Below are 18,887 nucleotides of genomic sequence, written 5' to 3'. Positions count from 1 at the left end.
TAGGGGGAGTTTAGAGGGGGGCATTAAATGTTAAGAAAAATTGGTATTGTATTATTTATGGCAATAGCATTAGTTGGATGCTCTAAAGAAAACGACAATAATAGCAATAGTATGATTGTTAAGGAAAACACTATTGTTACATTGGTTGAACATAATGAAGGAACTTTAATGAGTTTTGAGTATCGTCTTAAAAATTCATCTAACGAATTTATAGGTCTATTTTATATTAACTATGTTTTTTACGGAGATATGATTCAACAATACTTGGATAGAGATGAGTATTCATCTTATAAAATAATGGGAGGACCAGGTATCCAATTAAAACCGAGTGAAACATATCAAGGCGGTGATAACATAGAAATAATAGAAGTTATAGCCGAACCCAAACAACTACAAGATGAAATAACGAACAATAATACTATTGAAATTCAGATTGTCGATATAAATACTGAAGAAATAGTGGAATCACAATGGATTAACAACTTCAGATATGTCAACGAAATTACCAAATAGCATGTTCGATTATTAATACTTCCCGCGGATATTCGCGGTTTTTTTCGTTTATTCTATTAATTTGAAGTTTCATATGAGAGCATAGTAAAAAATAGATCACTACTTAGGTTCCAAGATAAGAGAGACCTAGTATCTCGAAAGACCCGTCTGTAGTGTCAATTTTAGCGTTACAGCACCACAGTATCTCGAAAGACCCGTCTGTAGTGTCAATTTTAGCGTTACAGCACCACAGTATCTCGAAAGACCCGTCTGTAGTGTCAATTTTAGCGCTACAGCGCCATAGTAACTCGAAAGACCCGTCTGTAGTGTCAATTTTAGCGTTACAGCACGACAGTTGCTCGAAATCCCGGTCTGTAGTGTCAAATTTGGCGTTACAGCGCCATAGTTTCTCGAAAGACCCGTCTGTAGTGTCAATTTTGTTTTATTAAGTTGGTGAATGAACTAAGTAGTACCAAAAATAGTGTACATCAAAATACAATGAAAACGAAATTTGTATATTCAAAATTATTTTAAATTCATGTTTTTTTAAGCTTGCTTTAAGGAAGATTGTGCAAAATAGAGATATCGAAACAATAGGAAATGAAATTCATATAAAGTATACTTCGTAACAAGGCTAGAGTAATCACCTTATATTCAGAAGTATATGAATAGATCGAGGAGGAGTACACAATGGATAATAACAATAAAAACAATTATGATGACTTTTTCAAAAACGGAGGAAACTCTGATGCATCGGAAAGTAACGACAAAGCTGAGATCAATAATGGAGATGCAGAGTCCAGCTATAATGTGAATGAGCAGCAAAGAGGGCAATCACAGCAGCAACAGCAAATATACGGTCAATCTCCAAATTCGAATAGCGATGATGCAAGGCATTATTATACTTACGGTAATGTTCGACCAAATACTACGATGCAACCAACAGCACCGTCGTCCTATCAGCAGCCTGTATATGGGAATCAAGCAGCTCCGCCAATATATAATGAACAAGATCAAGTGCCACCCAATTATCGTCCATTTACAATATCGCAAGGCGGAGGTAATGAAGCTTCTGGTACAGGTAAGGAAAAGAAACAAACGAATGGTTTCGGCAAGGTTTTCCTGTCCTTTATGGCTGGCGTCATTGCAGTCGGTCTATTAATGTATACAGCAGATGTGCAAAATTGGTTCTCTACTGATTCACCGGTATCAACGCAATCATCAACGCTAAAAAATGGTTCAAACGAATCATTGAAAACGGCTGTTACAGAAAAAGGAAGTTCAGTATCATCTAGCAATGTAATGGAAGACCGTCCTACTAATATTGCATCGTTGTTCCAAACAGCGAGTCCGGCTGTAGTGAAGATTGAGACCTATGCATCATATTCATCGGGTCGTGGCGGCTCAAGCTCTTTACTCGATGATCCATTCTTTAGACAGTTTTTCGGTGATAGCATTCCGAAATCTAATAGCGGAGATAATAGCTCAAGCGGTGAAATGGAACAAACAGGTATGGGAACTGGATTCTTCTTTGATGAAACAGGTTATATTTTAACGAATCAGCATGTTATTGGAGATGCTGATGAAATCCGTGTCGTTGTTGAAGGCCATGACAAACCACTTGTTGCAGAGCTTCTTGGTTCCAGCTATGAGCTAGACCTTGCTGTCTTGAAAGTAACAGGCGATGAACCATTTCCTACTTTAGCATTAGGTAGCTCGGAAGATATTAAAATCGGTGACTGGGTTGTAGCCATTGGTAACCCTTATGGCTTTGATCATACATTAACGGTTGGGGTGTTGAGTGCGAAAGAACGTCCGATTGATATATCTGACACAGAAGGTACTCGTAACTATGAGAATTTATTACAAACGGACGCATCGATCAATCCAGGTAACTCTGGTGGGCCATTGCTTAACTTAAATGGTGAGGTTATTGGGATTAACACTGCGGTAAGCTCTACAGCACAAGGGATAGGCTTTGCTATTCCGACTTCAACGATTAATGAAGTGTTAGATTCCTTGAAAAACAATAAGGCAATACCGAAAGCAGCTGCACCATTTATCGGTGCTGAGTTGCAAGATATAACAGAAGTAATCTCCGAAGAACTGGGATTGTCTAACACTGAAGGGACGATCGTGAGAAGTGTCTATTATAATTCTCCTGCCTATGTCGGTGACCTGAAGCAATTCGACGTTATTACTGGTGTAGACAATGAAACGATTAAGACGACGCAAGCGCTTATAGATTATATTAAGAATAAAGAGGTTGGTACATCGATCGAGCTACAAATTATTCGTAACAATAAAAATATGACGCTTTCTGTCACTATTGGCGATAAAAACGAATTTGGCTTAAAATAATATATAAATGTAATAAAGACGCGGGGAATAGCTCTCTGCGTCTTTGTTACTAAAATTCGGAGGATGTACATATGAGACAGCATATATTGGTTATCGATGATGACGATAAAATAACGTCGATGTTAAGGCGTTCACTCGCTTTTGAAGGATATGAAATAACGATTGCTAACAACGGTGCAGATGGCTTGAAAAGCTTTATGATCAAAGAACCTGATCTCGTTATTTTGGATGTGATGATGCCTTATATCGATGGCATGGAAGTATGTAGGCGCATTCGTGAAAGTGGTAGTCAAGTGCCGATTCTAATGCTTACAGCTAAAGATGAAGTGAGCGATCGTGTGAAGGGATTGGATCTAGGGGCTGACGATTATGTTGTAAAGCCCTTTGCGCTAGAAGAGTTATTGGCCAGAGCTAGAGCATTATTCCGTAGGAAAGTGGACAAGCAGGACAAAGCAGAAACGGTATTAACTTACGAGGATCTAGTGCTTGATATAGATGCGAGAGAAGCGATTCGTGCTGGACGAAGAATCGAATTAACTTCTAAGGAATATGACCTGCTATTATTATTTATGCAAAATCCGAAGCGGGTATTAACGAGAGATGTAATTATGGAGAAAATATGGGGCTATGATTTCAGTGGGGAATCGAACGTTCTAGAAGTATATATTGCAATGCTACGCCAAAAGCTAGAGGAAGGCGGGCATAGCCGTATTATTATTACGGTTCGAGGAACGGGTTACGTGCTTAGAGGAGAGGTAGGTTAAAGCATTGTCACTACGAATTAGATTAACACTTTGGTATTCAGGGTTACTTACTGGAGCATTATTAATTTTCGGTGTTATCGTCTATTTATTTATTAACTGGAATACGTACGCTGAGCTCAAAGAGTCTGTGAAGTCGGAAAGTGAACGATTAGTTGTTACAGGGACATTAATGGTCGACAAACTTGATCTTAATCTTGACCGTCAATCGCGAATTGAAGGAAAAAATATGTATGTCCAGCTAATTAATTATCACGAAGGTAATTATAGACAGTCTTCGAATTTAAATGAACAAAATATTGTTATACCATATCCTGATGCTTCACCTTCGTTACAGGATGGTTTTGTAGAAGTAATGGTCGAGCTTGATCATAAGAAATATCGGATGATTACGTATCAACGTCCGCTTGCGACCAATGGAGTATTAGTTGGTTTATTACAGGTTGGAACCATTCCATATTACGAAGATCAATTTTTAACAGGTTTACGTAATACATTGCTATTCTCTTCAGTCATCGTCGTACTTATTGCATTTACGATTGGCTTAATTATTGCCAGAAAAGCATTGCGTCCTATTGAAAATGTTATTAATGCCACACAGCAGATCGAGAATGGGGCTGATCTAAGTGTACGGATACCGATGCCACCGGTGAAGGATGAAATTGGTACGCTTGTTACTACGCTGAATATGATGCTGTCTCGCTTGGAGAAGGCTTATAACGAACTAGATGAAGCTTATATGGCGCAGCGTCGCTTTGTGTCTGATGCATCACATGAGCTTCGTACGCCACTTACAACAATTCGTGGTAATATCGATCTGCTCGATAAAATGTGGAAGCAGACGAAGCGACAAAGTGGAGCGATTAGTGAGCAGTTAGAGCATGTAAATATTAGTGGTACTCATTTTGAGTTATCGTATGAGGCAATTACGGATATTTCTGCAGAGGCTAAGCGAATGTCGACGCTTGTTAATGATTTGCTCGCTCTCGCTCGTGCCGATGCAGGTTATATAATGGAGAGAGAACAAGTAAATATTTTAAGCTTGACCGAAGCTGTTGTTCGTCGAGCTCAATTATTACCTCGGTCAGCCAACTGGGAAGTCGGTGCACTCTCTGAATTAAAGGATATCCATATTTATGGTAGTGAAGATTATTTGCAGCAATTACTGTTTGTCTTTATTGAAAATGCATTCAAATATACTCCTGTTGGTGATGTGAGATTCTCCGTTAAACGCACGGAACATCATATTGCCTGGGTAATAGAGGATACTGGTATCGGAATGAACCCTGATCAAGTACCCCATATATTTGACCGTTTCTATCGCGCAGACGTATCTCGAGGTGTAACGGTTGGTACAGGACTAGGATTGGCAATTGCCAAATGGATACTAGATGAACATCAAGGTAGTGTAGAAGTGGCAACGTTGGAAGGTAAAGGGACGACATTTACGATATGGTTGCCGATAGACTGTTCCTAATTACTAGGATGGTCTATAATAGAGGAGAGGAAGTTCAAAATAGCGGACTTTGATAACGATGTTATGCTGACGTGGCGTACTCGGCATCGAATATGAAGCTAATTTTTGAAAGTGCGGTTCGCATGTACCAATAACGTACACTTGCGCTTCCACCTTTCGAAAATTTTCTCCATCTTCTTGGTTCTGAAATCCCGCTTTTTGAACCTTTATTGAAAGTAGAAGTTCAAATGATAATGAGAGTAGGTGCGATGAGATGGAAATTGTGAAAATATCTCCACGAGGTTATTGCTACGGAGTTGTAGATGCAATGGTATTGGCATTGCAAACTGTCAAAAACGAGAATTTACCAAGACCGATATATATATTAGGTATGATTGTTCATAATGCTCATGTTACAGATGCATTTGAAACAGAAGGTGTCATCACATTAGATGGTGAGAATCGTCTTGAAATATTGGAACAAATTGAAGAAGGTACGGTTATTTTTACAGCACATGGCGTTTCACCTGAAGTTCGTCAAAGGGCTCGTGAAAAGGGTCTTACTGTCGTTGATGCAACATGTCCAGATGTAACGAGAACGCATGATATTATTCGTGAGAAAAGCGAGCAAGGCTTCCATACGATCTATATTGGTAAAAAGGGACATCCTGAGCCCGAGGGTGCGATTGGTGTTGCTCCTAATATGGTACATCTTATCGAGAAGGAGCACGAGATTGCGGACTTACAGTTCGAAGACAATACTCCGCTGCTAATTACGAACCAAACGACGATGTCGCAATGGGATATTAGACATATTATTGATCAGCTTAAGGAGAAATTCCCGCATGCTGAAGTTCATAATGAAATCTGTCTTGCTACACAAGTTCGCCAGGAAGCAGTTGCTGGTCAAGCAGGTGAAGCACAGCTATGTATCGTAGTTGGTGACCCACGAAGTAATAACTCTAATCGTTTAGCTCAAGTGTCCGAAGAGATTGCAGGTGTGAAAGCATATCGGATTTCCGATCTATCTGAATTGAAGCAGGAATGGTTACATGGTATTGATCGTGTAGCGGTTACTTCTGGTGCTTCTACTCCGACGGCATTGACGAAGGAAGTTATTGAATATCTTGAAAAGTATGATCATAATGACTCAACAACTTGGGAGCTTAATCGCTCCGTTAATATGAGTAAAATTTTACCGAGAATTAAGACAAAAACTGTGTAAACAATACAACAATATGAGCAGCCCTTTCTTACTAGTGATTTTATTAGTGAGGAAGGGCTAATTCTGTTTTGTCGCGTACGTCAAATGGACATGAAGGACTTCAGTATGAATTAAAGGAACTATTTTCTTTGTTTGCAGTGCTACTCATCACATTTATCAGCTAATTAATTTATAACTGTTGACGAACGAGGAAAACTAATGTATATTTACTTTAGTGGATAAAAGCGAAGAAGCTATAAAGCTTAAAAGCGTCTAAGTGAAAAAGTTGATTAGTGAAACAAAACATAATATAGCTTAATAAGCAAATAGGGAGAGATAACTAATGATCGTAATTACAAAAAACAATGTGTCAGATGAGCGTATTTCGGAGATTGTATCCTGCATTGAACGTAAGGATGGGATGCAAGCTCATGTATCAAAAGGGACGGATCGTACAGTAATCGGAATTATAGGTCAAGCGGATTCACAGCTCGGCGAGCAATTAAGAGCAATGAAAGATGTAGATAATGTTATTAAAATTTCCAAATCATATAAGCTTGCAAGTAGAGACTTCCACCCTGATGATACCGTTATTGACATCAATGGAGTGAAAATTGGTGGAGAGCATGTTGTCGTTATGGGCGGTCCATGTGCAGTTGAGAGTCCAGAGCAAATTGATGAAATTGCTCGTCTTGTCAAAGCGGCAGGTGGTCAAGTGCTACGCGGCGGTGCTTTCAAGCCGAGAACAGGTCCTTATAGCTTCCAAGGTGTAGGTGTTGAAGGATTAGTGATGATGGCCGAAGCGGGCAAGAAACACGGCTTGCTGACGATTACAGAAGTAATGACACCAGAGTATGTTGATGTATGTGCAGAGTACGCAGATATATTGCAAGTAGGTACACGCAATATGCAAAACTTTGATTTGCTTCGTAAACTAGGTACAATCAAAACTCCGGTGCTATTGAAACGCGGCTTTAGTGCAACATATGATGAGCTACTGAATGCAGCTGAATATATTCTTGCTGGAGGAAATCCAAATGTTATGCTATGCGAGCGTGGAATAAGAACATTCGAAAGCTACACACGTAATACATTGGATCTTACGGCGATTCCTGTACTGCAATCACTTAGTCATCTGCCAGTAATATCTGATCCAAGTCATGGCACAGGTAGACGTGAGCTTGTTGAACCGATGTCTAAAGCATCATTAGCAGCTGGAGCAAATGGATTGATCATTGAAATGCACACGGATCCTGACAATTCTATGACTGGTGATGGCGTACAATCATTATTCCCAGATCAGTTTGCTAACCTGCTGAAAGATCTTGAAAAACTTGCACCGATCGTTGGCAAATCATTTGATACGGTGAAAGCTCCTGCAGAAGCATTTACAAAGTGGAAGAAATGAATACTCCCGCCACTTACCAAAGCTGTCGCTTCGATTGAAGTGGGGGTTTCTGATGGTTCATCCCATTTATTTCAGGATGCTTAACACCAGTGGAGTTGACACATTGATGGTCTGGTTACCATCCAACCCCTCTATCCCATTCGCATCTTTGACAGATACGTTTGGGAATACTTTTCGCATAATATTGGCTGCACCGTTGACATCGGCATGAATCAAACCCTTCGTGTTCTGATACAGACCACGAGACATCCGTTTGCCTGAGAAGATCCATGTCTCTTCTTCGCCATATCTGGGTAACGGATCTTGATCTACAAAGCTGGCTTTCGAAGTATACGCCTCTTCGGTCAGGATCACGATGATTCCCTGCTCAGCTGCCTTATACTCGATCATCTTGATGAGCATGTGATGGGGAATATGATGGAAGGACTGATTATTTCGCCGTCCGATTCCTGATGCTTGTTTCCATCCATCGTTATGTCCAATGACGATCGTACCGATGTTGTGTTCCACAGCTAACCGAACAATATGATGGCTTGTCTTGTGGAACAAGTCTTTGATCCTCCGGTGGCGCTTCAAATGGAGCCGTTCTAATCGCCTGGATGTATGCACCCCCTCGCGAGGTTCCTTGCCCTGACGAAGAATGCTGGTATAATGCGCTTTCATCTTGTTGTAATACTGATTGATTGCTTTCACAATCTTGCCCTTCACGAGGATCGGTTTCGCTCCGGTCGTCGTGACGATGGTTGCAAGATTGACGACACCAAGATCAATCGCCAGCATGTGGTCTTGTACTCGTTCCTTCGTTTCGAGCGGATAAGCGAAGATTAATTCGACGACGTACTGTCCATGGCTTGGGATGACACGTACTTGCTTCAGTTGTCCGTCGGTACAGCCTAGTTTGCCGATGTTCAGTTGTAGCTTGCTCTTTGGAAACTTGAGAAATTTCCGTTCTTTGATCACACAGTCTTGGTTGGAGAAGATAACTTCCTTGACCTTGTTCCGAGCATATCCCGGAATATGGGGCTTGCCGTTGTACTTCTCAGGATGCTGGCGGTAATCTTTGATACTGGCAAAGAAGGATTTCCAATTGTGGAACACCACCTTCATGATTCCCTGACTGCTCTGCGTCGGGAGCGCTCGATAATCGAGTTGATTCATCACTTTGAACAAGGCGTCGAGGAAGTTATAATGAACAAAGGGACTTTCTTGCGAGGGTAGCTTGAACGGATGGGAACTGCTCCCTTCCCTTCGTCGTTCATTCATTACATCAAGATGTGACGCCAACGTATCTAGAACTTCTCGTTGCAACGGTTGGAGAGGCTCGTTCTTCTCACATGCGGTCACAATCTGTCGGATGTAAAAATTGGTCGTGTTATACAGGTTCTTAGCGTCCTGGCATGCTTGATCGAGGTACGAAAACAAGCGATGACCTGGCTTAATCCATACTTGATGGGTTCTGTACATGGACTTTGAATCGGACAACATTTCATCCCCTTCCAGTCGGCAATGCGAATGTATGTTCTCTATTCATTATACCTCTTAGGATATAGGAAAGGAAGAACATCTTGGGGGATTATTCAAGAAATCGCCGATTCACCTCGCCACTTATAGAAGTGGCGAGGTGAATCGGCGAAAACGGATAGAATTGAGTGAAAAGTCTTTGAATCATTCGTATTAACGAATGGATTGCAAAGGCTTTTTTTCGTGTGAAGTAATTGTATAAATAAAGTAAAAGCTATATATCGAACAAAGGATGGCAAGGATAAGCAGATAAAGTAGTGAAAAGAAAATGAGTGTGGAATAATATGTTGAATTAAAGATAAAGCGCTTTCTAGTTTGTACTTTCCTACATAATTTTTGTGGGAAATGATTGAAAAAGTATCGTTTTAAATGTAGAAAGTATCCGAAAACCCTTATATATAAAGGGCTTTCATGCATACATTAGGCTTGTGAGTTAACCTAACATGTGTATAAAAAATACCTCACATGACTATTGACGATCATTATAGTGAGAATTATAATTACAACATAAAGATTGACGAGAAATTGAACATTATTCTACTAACACATCTGATTGTTCGGAAATGGAGGAAATTTTATATGTCAGTTCAACAAATTATTAAGTTTCTTGAAGAAAATAACATTTTATTTGTAGATTTCCGTTTTATAGGTCTTAATGGTGGGGTTCACCATATTACACTACCAACTACTGAAGTAAGTGAAGATACTTTTGTAGATGGCGTAGCATTTGACGGTTCATCTATCCCAGGTTTCCGTGGTATTGAAGAATCGGATATGGTAATGATCCCAGATCCTGAAACTGCATATGTAGATCCATTCACTATACATCTAACACTTAACATCATGTGTAATATTCATTTGCCAAATGGTGAGCGTTATGATCGTGACCCACGTAGTATTGCTCAAAGAGCAGAGGAATATTTACAAACTGCTGGTGTTGGAACTACAGCGTACTTCGCTCCGGAATCAGAATTCTTCATTTTTGATGATGTTCGTTTCGGCAATGACATGCACTCTTCTCATTACTCTGTAGATTCCGAGGAAGCTGCTTGGAACACTGGACGCAAAGAAGAAGGCGGTAACCTTGGATTCAAAGTTGGCGTTAAAGGTGGCTATGTACCAGTTGCTCCAACGGATGCTCAACAAGATATTCGTTCTGAAATGGTTCGTGCTATGCAAGAAGCAGGTCTTCGCGTTGAACGTCATCACCATGAAGTTTCAACAGCAGGTTCTGCTGAAATTAACTTCCGTTTCGATACTTTAACAAAAACAGCTGACAACCTTCTAAAATATAAATACATTGTACAAAACGTTGCAAAACAATGGGGTAAAGTTGCTACATTTATGCCTAAACCGCTATTTGGCGATAATGGTAGTGGTATGCATGTTCACTCTTCGATCTTCAATGGCGATGAGCCGTTGTTCTACGAAAAAGGCGCTTATGGTAATATGAGTAAATTGGCAATGAGTTATATCGCGGGTATTTTACTACATGCACCTGCGCTTATCGCTATTACTAACCCAAGTACAAACTCCTTTAAACGTCTAGTACCAGGTTATGAAGCACCTGTAAACTTGGTATTCTCTAAAGGTAACCGTTCTGCAGCAGTTCGTATTCCGATTGCAGCAGTATCGCCTAAAGGCTGTCGTGTTGAGTTCCGTACTCCTGATACTACTGCTAATCCATATCTTGCATTTGCAGCTATGTTACTTGCAGGTCTAGATGGTATCAAAAAAGGTCTTGATCCAGTTGCTCTTGGTTTTGGACCATTCGATAAAAACATCTACGATCTTCCGGAAGAAGAGAAGAAAGAAATTCGTAGTGTTCCAGCTTCTTTAGAAGAAGCGCTTGACGCTCTTGAGTCTGATTCTGATTTCTTAACTGAAAATGGAGTATTCTCTGAAGAGTTAATTGCTAGCTACATTGCTTTGAAACGTTCTGAAGCAAAACAAGTGGCAATCCGTATTCATCCGCATGAATTTAACCTATACTTCGGTTGCTAATTCGTTAGTACGAAGTAATAATAGTCCTTTTGGGATATAGAAGAAAGCTGCTTTACTGACGAGAAATTGTTAGTAGGCAGCTTTTTCATGTTCAGACTCAAAGCCAACGAACGATGAGAGTAGAATTACATTTGTGAAAAGATTCACAAAACAGTAACAGTATAATGCTGAGAATTTTGGTATACTTATTAAATCATATAGAAGAGTGAATATTCACCACAATAACTATCTATTATTGCGTTATATACCTTAAAATCCGAATGTTTGTTGATGAAACTTGGAATACGTTCGACTTTATCATTTAAACACGATGATTTTACTTGAAGGAATGTAGTAAAATTGATATAGTTTAAGATATTGATGGTGTAATCAGAGAGGATGAGAGTTAATGACACGTGCTTATAATTTTAATGCTGGTCCTGCTGCAATTCCTTTAGAAGTATTAGAGCAGGCTCAAGCTCAATTTGTTGATTATGAAGGTGCAGGCATGTCCATTATGGAAATGTCACACCGTAGCGCTCTTTATGAAAAAGTAAATCAAGAGGCGCAAGATGTACTTCGTGAGCTAATGAACATTCCATCTAACTACAAAGTATTATTTCTTCAAGGTGGCGCAAGTACACAATTTGCGATGATTCCAATGAATCTTCTTTCCGAAGGTAAAGTTGGCGCTTATGTAGATACAGGTGCGTGGGCTGGTAAGGCTTACAAGGAAGCTTCTGTCGTAGGTGAAGCTGTTATTGTTGCTTCTACGAAAGAAGATAATTATATGCGTATGCCTGAGGCTGCTGAGATTGTTGTTCCAGACAATGCTGCTTATGTACACATTACTACGAATGAAACAATTGGTGGCGTTCAATTCCAAAGCTTCCCTGAATTTGATGGCGTACCAGTAATTGCCGATATGTCTAGTGATATTTTGAGTCGTCCTGTCGATGTAAGTAAATTCGGTATGATCTATGCTGGTGCTCAAAAAAACCTTGGACCTTCAGGTGTTACTGTGGTCATCGTACGTGAAGATCTAATTGCTGAAAGTCCGAAAACAATTCCAGCGATGTTCCGCTACGATACACATGCAAAAGCAAATTCTCTATACAATACACCGCCTTCATTTGGTGTTTTCATGGTTGGACTAGTATTGAAATGGATCAAAGCAAAAGGCGGGCTTGAAGCTCTTGAGCAATTCAACCTTAATAAGACAAAACTTATTTACGATGCGATTGATGAAAGTAATGGCTTCTATGTTGGATGTGCAAATAAAGAAAATCGTTCTGCAATGAACATTACATTCCGTATTGCTAACGAGGAGCTTGAGAAACAATTCATCAAAGAATCTGAGGCTGCTGGTTTTGTAGGTTTGAAAGGTCACCGTGATGTAGGTGGACTTCGTGCTTCAACGTACAATGCGGTTCCTCTAGAGAGCTGTGAGGCATTAGTCAACTTCATGAAGCAGTTCCAAGCTAATAATAGATGATGTTCAAAATGTCCGCCCGTGATCACGCGGTAACGCTAACGTAGCTTAGTCGGCGGCGAAGATGCCCTCCATCGAAAGCCTGCGTGTGCTCGTGTACCAATAACGTACACTGTGCTACTCGTTTCCGCTGAAGTGCATCTTCTTGGTGCTGACGAGCGAACATTTTGAACTTTCATGTTAAGATGATGTTCAAAATGTCCGCACGTGATCACGCGGTAATATATTGAGCCTATACTAATAATGCCACAAAGACCGCTCCAATCTCATAATGAGATAGAGCGGTCTTTGTGTGCGAACCGTACTTTCCAAGTTCGTTTCATATTCGATGTCGAGTAACCTACGTTAGCCTAATCATCGTTATCAAAGTCCGTTTTTTGAACTACCTCTATTAGGCAAATGAGCTAGTGCTTACTTTGGGTGGCTGCAGCTTATACCCAACATTGCGGATCGTTGTAATATATTCCGGATTACGTGCGTTGCGTTCGATTTTGTCACGAAGATGACTAATATGAACATCTACGATACGTGTATCGCCCAAGAAGTGGTAGTCCCAAACGCCATGAAGCAATTGTTGACGGCTTAACACTTTTCCTTCATGCTTACAGAGGAATAGTAATAACTCGAATTCCTTCGGTGTCAGTTCAATGAGTTGTTCGTTAAGAAATACTTCACGTTGATCAGCCCAAATATTCAATGAACCAATTTGAAATTGTTGTTCTTTACTTAAACCTGGTAAAGTATCTAATCTACGGAAAATAGCTGTAATACGTGAGATTAATTCTTGTGGACTAAATGGTTTAGTCATATAGTCATCAGCGCCATTATCTAGTCCATTAATTTTATCGGCGATATCATGTAGTGCAGTAAGCATTATAATAGGAACAGCATTATTTTGATTACGTAAAATACGGCAAACTTCAATTCCATTCATTTTCGGAAGCATTAGATCAAGTATAATTAAGTCAGGACGAAATACTCGTAAAGATTGAAATACTGCTTCGCCATCGGCAACGCAGAGAACTTCAAAGCCAGCAAGCTTTAAGTTGAATTCAATCAATTTAGAAATTGAAGGTTCGTCATCAACAATTAAAATCTTCTTTTGCATAGTAACACTCCTTAAACTTTTTATAGCTTCTCGATATTCTTCTTGCAATGAAAAGTACATCGGAAGGAAAGCTAAACTTTTTATTATTAGCTTAAGTATGAAGGAGAACAATAACCTCAGAATTAACGTTCTGTAAAATTGATGTAAAATGTGGAGAGTTTGTTAACAGAATATGAATACGAAAGAGAACGGAGAATAATAATGGCATTTCATATCGTTTTAGTCGAACCAGAAATTCCGGCCAATACAGGCAATATTGCACGTACATGTGCTGCTACAGGGGCGCATTTGCATCTTGTACGTCCACTTGGCTTCAGCACTGATGATAAACAATTAAAGCGCGCTGGCTTAGATTATTGGCATGCTGTGAATATTCAGTATTATGATTCATTCGCTGAATTACGTGAAAAATATGCTACCGCTAATTTCTATTATGCGAGTACAAAAGCTCGAAAAATGTATTCTGATATTACTTATCAAGATGGAGACTTTATCGTTTTTGGTAAAGAAACGAAAGGGTTGCCTGAAGAATTAATTCATGATAATATCGAGTATTGTATTAAAATGCCGATGACAGATGCAGTAAGATCATTGAATTTATCTAATTCAGCAGCATGTATATTGTACGAAGCATTAAGACAAAATGATTTTCCGAATTTACTGTAAAAATAATATAAATATTTATTTCATATTTGCAGGAATTTGTAACTACGTGTCGAAATAGTTTAAAGCATGGTTTTCTCTCGAAATTACTTGCAAATTTATTCGACATAAGAGAGGTGAAAGAATGAAACCGGCAGGCGTGGTAAGAAAAGTGGATCAGCTAGGACGTATTGTCCTACCCAAATCACTTCGCAAGCGTTATCTGATGAATGAAGGTGACCCTGTTGAAATTTTTGTACAGGGAGATCATATTATCTTAGAAAGATATCGTCCTAAATGCGTATTCTGTGGTTCTATGGTCGAAGTCGTTGACTTCAAAGAAAGATATGTATGTGAAGCATGCATGACTGAAATGAATCTACTTAAAAATTAGTATTTTCTATTCAATGTATTCAACAAAAAAGCAGCGATTTTCTCCTTAAGAGACGATCGCTGCTTTTTTGTGTTGAAGGCCTAGAGTCCACTTGTTTTATCTTCGTTATATGAACTAGTCATAATAGCTGCAAGAAATAAAACAAGAACAGTAATAACAATCCAGAAATTCATGGTATAAGCACCTCCGTTAACTAATACCTATTATAACCAACGTGTGCAAAAAAGAAAACTTCAAAAATTAAGAACATATTGAGCACATTTCGGATATGAGTATAGTAGTGAAGGAAGGTGCATAGTTTGAAAAGAAAAGAGCAACATAAAGTTAAGGACTCGGTACGAATGAATACTACAAAGAAAAATACAAGCTCTGGTAAAGGTAAAAAGAAAGCAGTTGTAAATCCAGAGGGAAAGAAATCTAGTAAAGGTTCAAACACGGCTAAGAAATTAATTAAAGCCCAGAGTACAGCTTTAGAACAAAGCACTGAAAAATTGGATAATGAGCATATTACTTCTATTCCAATGCGAAATATATCTGGTGATCAAGAACGAGTGGAAAAAACTGAGCTTCAAAAGTCGCATAGTGAACGAGATGACGTACGTAACAATGATAATAAATCGACGAAATTTCTCGAACACTGTGAAGCAAGTAAGTTTTTGAAAATCGGCAAAAGAAGCTCAAATGATAAAGAGCTAATTGCTATCCAATTACCTAAAGGACTTCCTAGCAAAATATTACTAAAAGCATTGTTGCAGGAGCAACAGACCTTCGCCGTATTACGTGAACAAGTAATCCAACTAGACCATGCAGATGATACATCTATCGATGTTCAGCTAGAATCAATAAATACGGAGCATATTGCAACGTTAGTGAAGGAATTAGATGAATTGCTAGGTCAATTTACAGCAAGGAATTAGTCCAGCCATGGATCACTTCTTCATATTCTACTAATGCAGCATGTCCAGCTTCCGTTAACGTATATTTGCCACGCTCAATTTTATCAAACCACCCATAGTAATTATGTCGCAATATAGTCGGTACATTGGCAACACCACAATGTGTGCTAAGGTTTTTGGGAGATGATATTTCTAGTTGTTGCAGTGAGAGGGCACAGCGAAGTGCTTTCTCACGGTACGATGTGACCAGCTTTCGAGCATGGCTACCACCGACATTATAATCACCGCTACGCTCTTTGAATTCCTGAAGCAGGCGCTTGCCTTTGCGCACACGCTGATATCGAATCGGCTCATCTTCGGGCAAACATAATATTTCAACAACAGCTGGTTTGGTCTTATAGAAGGTTACAGTTATAAGTCCAATATTGAGTCTACGACAGAGCTCTGTTAGATCCCCATATCGTTGATTGACCGCACCTGATTTTTTGCGATTGCGCTCTATGGCTAAATAAACTTGAGCACCTAGTCTCTGACGTTCAACACCTTGCAGAAGTAATGCAAGATTGAACGTTTTTTTCATTTCTACAATAATAGTTTCTTCTGTATCGGGGTGAATGGCGACAAGATCGCAGTGATTCACTTCCGCTTTAACTTCAAATCCCTTATGAACAAAGTAGCTCTTAATTGGGTCATACAATTCCTCTTCTTTTGCAATTGCCATTACAACATACTCCTTAGTTCAACAATAATAGTTCTATTATAGCAATATAATAGAAGTTCAAAAAGTGGGCTTTCGAAAACCAAGCAGGTGAAACGCTACTTGAGGAAGGCGGAAGCGCAAATGTACGTACTTGGTACATGCGAACCGTACTTCCCAAGTTCGTTTCAGATGCGATGTCGAATACGCTACGTCAGCCAAGCATCGTTATCAAAGTCCATTTTTTGAACAACCGCTATAAATGTTTTCGGTAAAATAATGGGCAATATCCTACTACAACAAGCATACAATAGAACTATGTTACAGGTTCTGCTTGTTGATGTTAACGATCTCCCAGAGCGGAGAAGATAGATCACGTAGGTGTCTGATGTGATTGGGAGGAGGCAAAGGATGGATATTTTCAAACGTATATCAGAGTATCAGGCAGAAACTGATCAATTAGCTTGGTCAGGTACATTTAGAGAGTATGTAGAATTATTGAAAAATGATGTCTCTCCTGCGATGACTGCACATTCTAGAGTGTATGAAATGATTGAATCGCATGGGATCGAAGTTAAAAATGGTCAGAAAAAGTATAAGTTTTTTGAAGAGGAAATATTTGGGCTCGATCGAGCTGTAGAAAAGTTGGTAGAAGAATATTTCCATTCTGCGGCACGACGATTAGATGTGAGAAAGCGTATTCTGTTATTAATGGGTCCCGTAAGTGGTGGTAAGTCAACGTTAGTAACAATGTTAAAGCGAGGATTAGAGAACTTTTCGCGATCGGAGAAAGGTATTGTCTACGCCATCGAAGGTTGCCCAATGCACGAAGAACCGTTACATCTTATTCCACAAGAATTAAGACATGAAGTAGAAGCGAGTCTAGGTGCCAGAATTGAAGGCAATTTATGCCCTAGCTGTCAGATGAGATTGAAGGAACAGTATAATGGTAATATTGAAGAAGTTCGAGTAGAACGAGTATTTATTTCCGAAGATGATCGAGTAGGTATTGGCACGTTCAGCCCCTCTGATCCAAAGTCTCAAGATATTGCAGATCTGACGGGTAGTATCGATTTTTCAACAATTACAGAGTATGGATCAGAGTCTGATCCAAGGGCCTATCGCTTTGATGGTGAGCTGAATAAGGCGAACCGTGGCATTATGGAATTTCAAGAAATGTTGAAATGCGATGAGAAGTTCCTCTGGAATTTACTTAGCTTGACGCAAGAAGGAAACTTCAAAGCGGGAAGATTTGCTTTAATTTCGGCTGATGAGCTTATCATTGCTCATACGAACGAAACAGAGTATAAATCTTTTATTAGCAATAAAAAGAACGAAGCACTACAATCCAGAATGATTGTTATGCCTATTCCATATAATTTGAATGTTACGGAAGAAGAGAAAATTTATAATAAGCTTATATCAGAGAGTGATATGAAGCATGTGCATATCGCGCCACATGCGCTCCGTGCGGCCGCCATCTTCTCGATCCTTACACGTCTGAAGGAAACGAAGAAGCAAGGTATGGACCTTGTGAAGAAGATGCGTATGTATGATGGTCAAGAGGTCGAAGGCTTCAAGGATGCTGATCTTAAAGAAATGCAAACTGAGTATGCAGAAGAGGGTATGTCAGGCATCGATCCTCGTTATGTTATCAACCGTATTTCAAGTGCGTTAATTAAGGGCGATATGGAGTGTATTAATGCGCTTGATGTATTGCGGGCAATGAAGGATGGGCTGGATCAGCATGCCTCGATCACGAAGGAGGAAAGAGAGCGCTACTTGAATTTTATTTCAGTTGCTCGCAAAGAGTATGATGATCTTGCGAAGAAAGAAGTTCAGAAAGCATTTGTCTATTCATTCGAGGAATCAGCACGAACATTGTTTGAAAATTACTTAGATAATATTGAAGCTTATTGCAATTGGGCGAAGATCAAAGATCCACTTACTGGTGAAGAGATGGACCCGGATGAGCGTCTCATGCGGTCTATTGAAGAACAGATTGGCATTAGTGAAAATGCAAAGAAGGCGTTCCGCGAAGAGATTCTTATTCGTATCTCTTCTTATTCTCGTAAAGGGAAGAAGTTTGATTTCACTAGCCATGAACGATTACGTGAAGCAGTTGAGAAAAAGTTATTTACTGATCTGAAAGATATCGTGAAAATTACGACTTCAACAAAAACTCCTGATGAAAGTCAATTGAAACGAATCAATGAAGTATCCGCACGGCTTATGGAAGAGCACGGCTATTGCCCAGTATGCTCCAATGAATTGCTACGCTATGTCGGTAGTTTGCTGAATCGTTAGAGAAGCGTAATTGTGCAGCATGAGGCCGAATGGGTGGAAGAGCCACGAAAGCAGCAATAGTCTCTAAATTAGAGTCCCTGTGCTAGAAAGTCTGTAAAAGCAGTAATACACACTGGAATGGAGTTTAATGTATATTATGCCCGATGGTGCTACCACATTCGACTC

At 39.6% G+C, this 18,887-nt stretch carries 15 protein-coding genes; 12 read left to right on the top strand and 3 right to left on the bottom strand.

Going from position 1 to position 18,887, the window contains the following annotated elements; all coding sequences use genetic code 11:
* The first annotated feature begins 27 nt into the window (after positions 1-27).
* The 6 genes from AC1TPB_RS13200 to aroF all read left to right on the top strand — a co-directional run bounded on the left by AC1TPB_RS13200 (position 28) and on the right by aroF (position 7,682).
* A complete protein-coding gene (locus AC1TPB_RS13200) occupies positions 28-513 on the top strand; it encodes a hypothetical protein (RefSeq protein ID WP_482076929.1) in 486 nt (161 codons plus the stop codon).
* Between the two features lie 669 nt (positions 514-1,182).
* Positions 1,183-2,853: a S1C family serine protease gene (locus tag AC1TPB_RS13195; protein ID WP_482076928.1), complete on the top strand. Its 1,671-nt coding sequence runs from the start codon at positions 1,183-1,185 to the stop codon at positions 2,851-2,853.
* A 71-nt stretch (positions 2,854-2,924) separates the two neighbouring features.
* Positions 2,925-3,617 (top strand): response regulator transcription factor, encoded by a 693-nt coding sequence (locus AC1TPB_RS13190; RefSeq protein ID WP_482064372.1) that lies wholly within the window; start codon positions 2,925-2,927, stop codon positions 3,615-3,617.
* A gap of 4 nt (positions 3,618-3,621) precedes the next feature.
* Positions 3,622-5,091 (top strand): sensor histidine kinase, encoded by a 1,470-nt coding sequence (locus AC1TPB_RS13185; protein ID WP_482076927.1) that lies wholly within the window; start codon positions 3,622-3,624, stop codon positions 5,089-5,091.
* A 253-nt stretch (positions 5,092-5,344) separates the two neighbouring features.
* A complete protein-coding gene (locus AC1TPB_RS13180; RefSeq protein WP_482076926.1) occupies positions 5,345-6,295 on the top strand; it encodes a 4-hydroxy-3-methylbut-2-enyl diphosphate reductase in 951 nt (316 codons plus the stop codon).
* 322 nt (positions 6,296-6,617) lie between these two features.
* On the top strand, positions 6,618-7,682 hold the full coding sequence (gene aroF, locus AC1TPB_RS13175; protein ID WP_482076925.1) for a 3-deoxy-7-phosphoheptulonate synthase: 1,065 nt from the start codon (positions 6,618-6,620) through the stop codon (positions 7,680-7,682).
* 66 nt (positions 7,683-7,748) lie between these two features.
* Here aroF and AC1TPB_RS13170 read toward each other — a convergent pair whose 3' ends face one another.
* Positions 7,749-9,167: an RNA-guided endonuclease InsQ/TnpB family protein gene (locus tag AC1TPB_RS13170; RefSeq protein WP_482076924.1), complete on the bottom strand. Its 1,419-nt coding sequence runs from the start codon at positions 9,165-9,167 to the stop codon at positions 7,749-7,751.
* A 615-nt stretch (positions 9,168-9,782) separates the two neighbouring features.
* On the opposite strand from AC1TPB_RS13170, the gene glnA reads away from it, so the two are divergent.
* A complete protein-coding gene (glnA, locus tag AC1TPB_RS13165) occupies positions 9,783-11,207 on the top strand; it encodes a type I glutamate--ammonia ligase (protein ID WP_482076923.1) in 1,425 nt (474 codons plus the stop codon).
* A gap of 388 nt (positions 11,208-11,595) precedes the next feature.
* A complete protein-coding gene (serC, locus tag AC1TPB_RS13160) occupies positions 11,596-12,681 on the top strand; it encodes a 3-phosphoserine/phosphohydroxythreonine transaminase (protein WP_482076922.1) in 1,086 nt (361 codons plus the stop codon).
* A 388-nt stretch (positions 12,682-13,069) separates the two neighbouring features.
* On the opposite strand, the gene AC1TPB_RS13155 is transcribed toward serC, so the two are convergent.
* Positions 13,070-13,786: a response regulator gene (locus AC1TPB_RS13155; RefSeq protein ID WP_482064366.1), complete on the bottom strand. Its 717-nt coding sequence runs from the start codon at positions 13,784-13,786 to the stop codon at positions 13,070-13,072.
* A 201-nt stretch (positions 13,787-13,987) separates the two neighbouring features.
* Here AC1TPB_RS13155 and trmL point away from each other — a divergent pair, with 201 nt between their 5' ends.
* From trmL to AC1TPB_RS13140, 3 genes are all read left to right on the top strand, one after another.
* Positions 13,988-14,452, top strand: a complete 465-nt coding sequence (gene trmL, locus AC1TPB_RS13150; RefSeq protein ID WP_482076921.1) for a tRNA (uridine(34)/cytosine(34)/5-carboxymethylaminomethyluridine(34)-2'-O)-methyltransferase TrmL — start codon at positions 13,988-13,990, stop codon at positions 14,450-14,452.
* Between the two features lie 121 nt (positions 14,453-14,573).
* Positions 14,574-14,822: an AbrB/MazE/SpoVT family DNA-binding domain-containing protein gene (locus tag AC1TPB_RS13145; RefSeq protein WP_482064364.1), complete on the top strand. Its 249-nt coding sequence runs from the start codon at positions 14,574-14,576 to the stop codon at positions 14,820-14,822.
* Between the two features lie 299 nt (positions 14,823-15,121).
* Positions 15,122-15,739 carry a hypothetical protein gene (locus tag AC1TPB_RS13140; RefSeq protein ID WP_482076920.1) on the top strand — a complete coding sequence of 206 codons (618 nt, stop codon included), beginning with the start codon at positions 15,122-15,124 and terminating at the stop codon, positions 15,737-15,739.
* On the opposite strand, the gene AC1TPB_RS13135 is transcribed toward AC1TPB_RS13140, so the two are convergent.
* Positions 15,723-16,439: a DUF2161 family putative PD-(D/E)XK-type phosphodiesterase gene (locus AC1TPB_RS13135; protein WP_482076919.1), complete on the bottom strand. Its 717-nt coding sequence runs from the start codon at positions 16,437-16,439 to the stop codon at positions 15,723-15,725. The genes AC1TPB_RS13140 and AC1TPB_RS13135 overlap by 17 nt on opposite strands.
* 387 nt (positions 16,440-16,826) lie before the next feature.
* Between AC1TPB_RS13135 and AC1TPB_RS13130 the strand changes: the two genes are divergently transcribed.
* Positions 16,827-18,722: a PrkA family serine protein kinase gene (locus AC1TPB_RS13130; protein WP_482076918.1), complete on the top strand. Its 1,896-nt coding sequence runs from the start codon at positions 16,827-16,829 to the stop codon at positions 18,720-18,722.
* Positions 18,723-18,887: the final 165 nt, after the last annotated feature.

This window comes from Paenibacillus sp. Y951, from assembly GCF_056786395.1.
This window is presented reverse-complemented; position numbering and strand designations above follow the sequence as displayed.